Annotated in this window: 6 protein-coding genes; 5 read left to right on the forward strand and 1 reads right to left on the reverse strand. The window is 60.8% G+C overall.

Annotated features, from left to right (window positions below):
- The first annotated feature begins 168 nt into the window (after positions 1–168).
- The 3 genes from Q673_RS22570 to Q673_RS35495 all read left to right on the forward strand — a co-directional run bounded on the left by Q673_RS22570 (position 169) and on the right by Q673_RS35495 (position 2,417).
- Positions 169–1,062 (forward strand): cytochrome-c peroxidase, encoded by an 894-nt coding sequence (locus Q673_RS22570; protein WP_023004920.1) that lies wholly within the window; start codon positions 169–171, stop codon positions 1,060–1,062.
- Between the two features lie 153 nt (positions 1,063–1,215).
- Entirely contained in the window at positions 1,216–1,599 is a 384-nt protein-coding gene (locus Q673_RS22575; RefSeq protein ID WP_023004921.1) for an MbcA/ParS/Xre antitoxin family protein, read from the forward strand.
- Positions 1,596–2,417, forward strand: a complete 822-nt coding sequence (locus tag Q673_RS35495) for an RES family NAD+ phosphorylase (RefSeq protein WP_152527070.1) — start codon at positions 1,596–1,598, stop codon at positions 2,415–2,417. Before Q673_RS22575 ends, Q673_RS35495 begins: the two co-directional genes overlap by 4 nt.
- Before the next feature lie 180 nt (positions 2,418–2,597).
- On the opposite strand, the gene Q673_RS22580 is transcribed toward Q673_RS35495, so the two are convergent.
- Positions 2,598–2,999, reverse strand: a complete 402-nt coding sequence (locus Q673_RS22580; RefSeq protein WP_023004923.1) for a putative zinc-binding protein — start codon at positions 2,997–2,999, stop codon at positions 2,598–2,600.
- A 185-nt stretch (positions 3,000–3,184) separates the two neighbouring features.
- Here Q673_RS22580 and Q673_RS22585 point away from each other — a divergent pair, with 185 nt between their 5' ends.
- Both Q673_RS22585 and Q673_RS22590 read left to right on the forward strand, forming a co-directional pair.
- Positions 3,185–4,483, forward strand: a complete 1,299-nt coding sequence (locus tag Q673_RS22585; protein WP_023004924.1) for an IS1380 family transposase — start codon at positions 3,185–3,187, stop codon at positions 4,481–4,483.
- Between the two features lie 299 nt (positions 4,484–4,782).
- Positions 4,783–5,071, forward strand: a 289-nt coding sequence (locus Q673_RS22590) for a transposase (protein WP_023004925.1), incomplete at its 3' end; no start/stop codon positions are given.

Raw genomic sequence — 5,071 nt, forward strand, 5'->3', positions numbered from 1 at the left:
GCCCGGTCTACCCGACTAGGGCCGTTCGGTTAGCAAAATTCTGTTCTTAAGTTTCGTGTAAGGTCGTTATGCACCAATACAGGAGCAAGGCAGTGGGTCGTATGAAGATTCAAGCCGATTCCCGATGGCCCTCCGGAACTGGAAGGTAATCCCAGTTCGCCGGCCAAGGTGGAGCTCGGCAAGATGCTCTATTTCGAGCCTCGGCTCTCCGAAAGCCATACCATCAGCTGTAATTCCTGCCACCTGGTGGGGCTCGGTGGAGTCGATATGTTGGAAACCTCGGTGGGCCACCGTTGGCAGCTTGGCGGTCGCAACTCGCCCACGGTGCTCAATGCGGTCTTCAATACGGCCCAGTTCTGGGATGGGCGCGCCGCGGATCTCGCCGAACAGGCGGGCGGTCCTCTGGTCAATCCGGTGGAGATGGCCACCACCCACGAGCATGCGGTGGAGATGCTCGAGGCCATTCCCGGCTATCAAGCTTTTTTCGAGGAGGCTTTTCCCGACGCGGAGGATCCCATCAATATCGATAATGTGCAGGATGCCATCGCGCTGTTCGAGGCCACGCTGATCACCCCCAATGCACCCTTCGACCAGTACCTGAAGGGGGATGCCGACGCCCTGGATGAGCAGCAGAAGGATGGGCTCGCACTATTCATGGACAAGGGCTGCGCCGCCTGTCATAACGGCGTCAACCTCGGTGGTAACCAGTACCAGCCCTTCGGGGTGGTGGAAAACCCTGGTGCCGATTTCCTGCCGCCGGAGGACAAGGGGCGCTTCGAGGTGACCCAGTCCGTCTCGGATGAATACGTCTACAAGGTGCCGAGCCTGCGCAATATCGAATTGACGCCCCCGTACTTTCATAGCGGCAAGGCCTGGGACTTGCAGCAGGCCGTGGCAGTGATGGGCTCCGCCCAGCTCGGCATCCAGCTGGACGATGATGAGGTCATGACCCTTACCGCCTTCCTGCATAGCCTGACCGGCGAGCAACCACGCGTGGAGTACCCCGTCCTGCCTCCCAGCACGGCGGAGACCCCGCGGCCGCAGCTGGATATCGATCAGTAGCCAAAATCACGACGTGGCACGATACTCGAGCCACGTCGTCAATGGATGCGCTGACCAGGCCACCAGGCATTGGCAAGCGGGTATTTATGGAAGATAGGTGCGTGCGAAGGCCCTGAATGTGCTATTATGAGAGCAAAAGCACAGGATCCCGCCATGCATACCGCAGTCGCCTCACCTAAACACAGCAGCACCGAAGAGAAGTCCCCTCGAACCGTTCTTGGTGACGCTCTGGTCAGTGCAGCCCAGGAACTGGGTGTTTCCTTTAGTGAACTCGAAACCATCGTGGGTCGACATCGCACCAGTATCATGCGCAAGGGAGTCGACCCCGCCTCCAAGTCAGGGGAGCTGAGCCTGCTGCTGATCAGAGCGTACCGCGCTCTCGGTAGCTTGACGGGCTGGGACGAAGAACTGATGCGTCATTGGCTCGGGTCGCCTAATGAGGCTATCGCGGGGGCTTCGCCAAAAGAGCGGATCAAGACGATCATTGGCCTCACTGAAGTCGTTCACTACCTGGAGAGCCTGAGGGATCGTCCTTGAGGCACGACAGTATCGATCGTCTATTGCAGGAAAATCGGGCCAGTCTTTTCGGTCGTTTCTTTCGCGTGACGCGACCAATTGACGAAGATGACATCAGCCATGCCAAGCGGCTCAACGACCCTGCTGACATCATTGCGCTCAATGCCATGCTTGAGGAGCACGCGGAAAGGAAAAACCTGTTGCCGGGTACCGAGCGCCTTGACCTGTTGCTGGCCCGGCCATTCCGATACCCATCCCTGAACCATGCTTCCCGGTTCGGGACGATGCTGCAGCCGGGCATCCTGTACGGTAGCCGCGCGCCAGCGACCTGCCTCAGCGAGAAGGCGTACTACCAGCTACGTTTTCTCCACGATCAGACGATCAGGCCACCCAAGCCCATCAGGAAGAGCTATATCCTGTTTCAAGCCGATTATGCCGGCGAGGGGGTTCAGCTGGATCATGCTGTCTGGGACACGCATCAAGAGCAGTTGACGAGCCCGGAGGATTATCGATTCTGTCAGATGGTGGGCGATGGCATGCGAAAGCGGGAGATGGACGTTGCAGAATTTCGCTCGGCCCGGATGCGACCCTTTCATGAGCGCTACCCGCATTTGGCCCAAACCGCCGGGCAGGATCGCGGTGAATGCAATGTGGCGATTCTGACGCCTCACGCCGTGCGACCCGATCAGCCTGACGCCAGCTATTCCGTCATGTCTCGCGAGACGCCCGACGGCGTGGAGTTCAATGTCACCGGACTCGAGGGGGAGAGACTGATCACTCATTACCGGTTTGATGTCGAGCCACTGATAGTGAGAGGAGAACTACCTAAACCTGCCTGATTCCATCACCTCGTGAGCAAGCAGCCCCCTCCAATCCTCGGCTCCGCCATGAAGAATGGTCGATCCCCTTGGAGCTACAGCCAGGTAGGCGTGTCGATACAGGAAGGTTCTGAGGGTGGCCTTAGAACCCTCGCCCGATTGGACGAGGGGTGTCAGGGTACTCGGATGTGACCGCCTGGATCAGGCGCAGCGCGTTTCCGCATCCATGGGTATCCGCGCGATGATGTCGCCGACATCGTGACACACCTCGGCGATGGTCTCATCGCCAAAGCGCTGGCCGCGCCGCTTCTTGTAGCCCTTCTCGTAGAGCTTGACGTGTTCGGTGGCTGTGACGCCGGCCTTTTCCAGGCAGTGGGTAACGCAGTGCATCTGGCAGCCGTCAATGGCGACGATCGGGCGTCCCGAGCGGGCGACCTTTACCAGTCCTGGCACACCGCCGCCGACGCCGGCGATACAGGACATTTCCGCCACACCGGAGTGATCAAGACGTATGGCAGTTTCATTGGCAAGCTGGGCCACGTCGGAGCAGCCGGAACAGGAGTAGACGAGGGTGCGTGGCTTGCTGGAAGATTTTTTAGCCATTAATCCTCCTTGTTTCAGGATAATAGTTGTATGTAGAGTTAAGCTCAAGTCTGGTGTATGGGAGGAATCCCCATCCCCGGATAGCAGTCATCACGTAGCAAGGCCTTGAACGAAAAAGGCGCAGCCTGTTGGGATGTGTGTGAAAACGACCAAATCCTCACAACACTCACCCAGCAGGTGCGCCGATGGCCAAGGTAACGCCTCAACCCGTTCCCGTCGACATCGACTTCACCGATGCTCAGCTCACCGGCCAAGGGGGGCTGGCCTTCCTCGCCCAACTGGCTCGGGAAACCGGTCTGCTGGAGCAGATCGCCCAGCGGATCCGTCTCAAGCAACGCCGGCGCGGTGCCAGTGACGCCGAGATGCTATGGAGCCTGGTCGCGTCGTTGGCCTCCGGTAATGGCGCGCTCTCGGACCTGGATGCGCTGCGCCAGGATCCCGCCACGGCGCAGCTGTTGGGTCTCGGCACGGTACCGTCGGGACGCCGCCTCGGCGAATATCTGACCCGCATGGGGGAAACCCAGCTGCAGTCCCTCCAGAGTATCGCTCGCCACCTGGCGCGACAGGTGGCACCAACGATCCTGGCGCATCAGGTCGAGACGCTGGGCTATGTGCCGGTGTTCGTGGATGGCACCGCCATCGAAGTCGATGGCCGGTTATTCGAGGGCGCTGGCAAGGGCTATGACGGGTCGCTGCAATACTGGCTTCACGGCGTCTTCGTCGGTGGTCTCTGGGCCAGTGGCCGCCTGCATCCTGGCGGTGTCGACGTCGCCGCCGGCTGGCGTGAGCAACTGGCGCACGATGTCGCGCCGCTGCTCAGCGATCGCCACCCGGTCTGGCTGCATGCCGATAACGCCTACTACCGGGGTGACCTGATCCGCTTCTGCCGTGAGCGGGGCTGGGACTACTCCATCAGCGTGACGAATGACGGCTATCGGCGGCCGATTCTCGACTCCCTGGAAGGGCTACCTGAATCCGCCTGGACGGACATCGGTGGCGGTGAAACGGCGACGCTGGCCTATCACCGGCCAGCAGGCTGGCCGGCAGAGCAAGCCTATGTCGTCGTGCGTCGCTGGAAGGAAGGGCGCCAGAAGGCGCTGTTCCCGGTCGACACCATCATCCTGGTCTCCCGGGATGACCTGCCGCTGGCCGAGCTTGTCGCCAGGCACCGCGGCAAGCAGGGTCAGGAAAACGCCTTCAAAGGCCCGCTGATCGACATGGACCTGCATCATCCACCGTGCCGGCGTTTCCAGGCCAACCAGGCGTTCTATTTGTGCGGGCAACTCGCGCAGATGCTGCTGCGTGGTATGCAGTATCGCGTGCTGCCCCACGATGCCCGCCGGCATGGCCTTCGTCCGCTGATTCGCTACGGCATCCGCGCCGTCGCACGCCTCGTGCACACCGGACGCCGTTGGCGTCTGGACTTCTCCAAGAACGCCTTTCGGCTCGACTGGCTACTGCACGCCAGCCTCCAGCTGGAGTAGTCCACAACCGGTCTTGAGTCAGGCGTAGCGCGATTCTGGTGACCAGGGTCACCAGCGCCCCCTGCGCGACTGGCGACAGTGCCACCCGTAAGCGCGCCGTCAGTCACCAAGTCAGCGCGGTAATGTTCGCCATCAAGCCTGGTGGCGACGTCATTCGGGAAGTCGGGCACCCAGTACCGGTAACCGGGCGGTTCTATCACCCGCTATCCGGGGATCGGGATATGGGAGGAAGTAGGAAGGGTGGCGTATCCTGTTGATTGATCACAACCAAGATCTCAACCAACACGAGTGGATACGCCATGACAGATTCTACCTTCCAAGACGTGACGCAGCCAGACGCCGGCATCACAGACCCGCTGCATGAGCTGCTGCGCAAAGGAGCCCGAGACCTGATCGCCAAGGCCGTGGAGGCGGAGTTGACCACTTTCCTGGAGCAATTTGCCGACAAGACGCTGGAGGATGGTCGCCGTGCGGTGGTCCGCAACGGCTACCTGCCTGAACGCACGGTCCAGACGGGGATCGGTGATGTCAGCGTGCAGGTACCCAAGGTGCGTGACCGCAACGGCACCCCCAGTGTCAGGATGACTG

The organism is Halomonas sp. PBN3 (genome assembly GCF_000475415.1).
GTDB lineage: Bacteria > Pseudomonadota > Gammaproteobacteria > Pseudomonadales > Halomonadaceae > Halomonas > Halomonas shengliensis.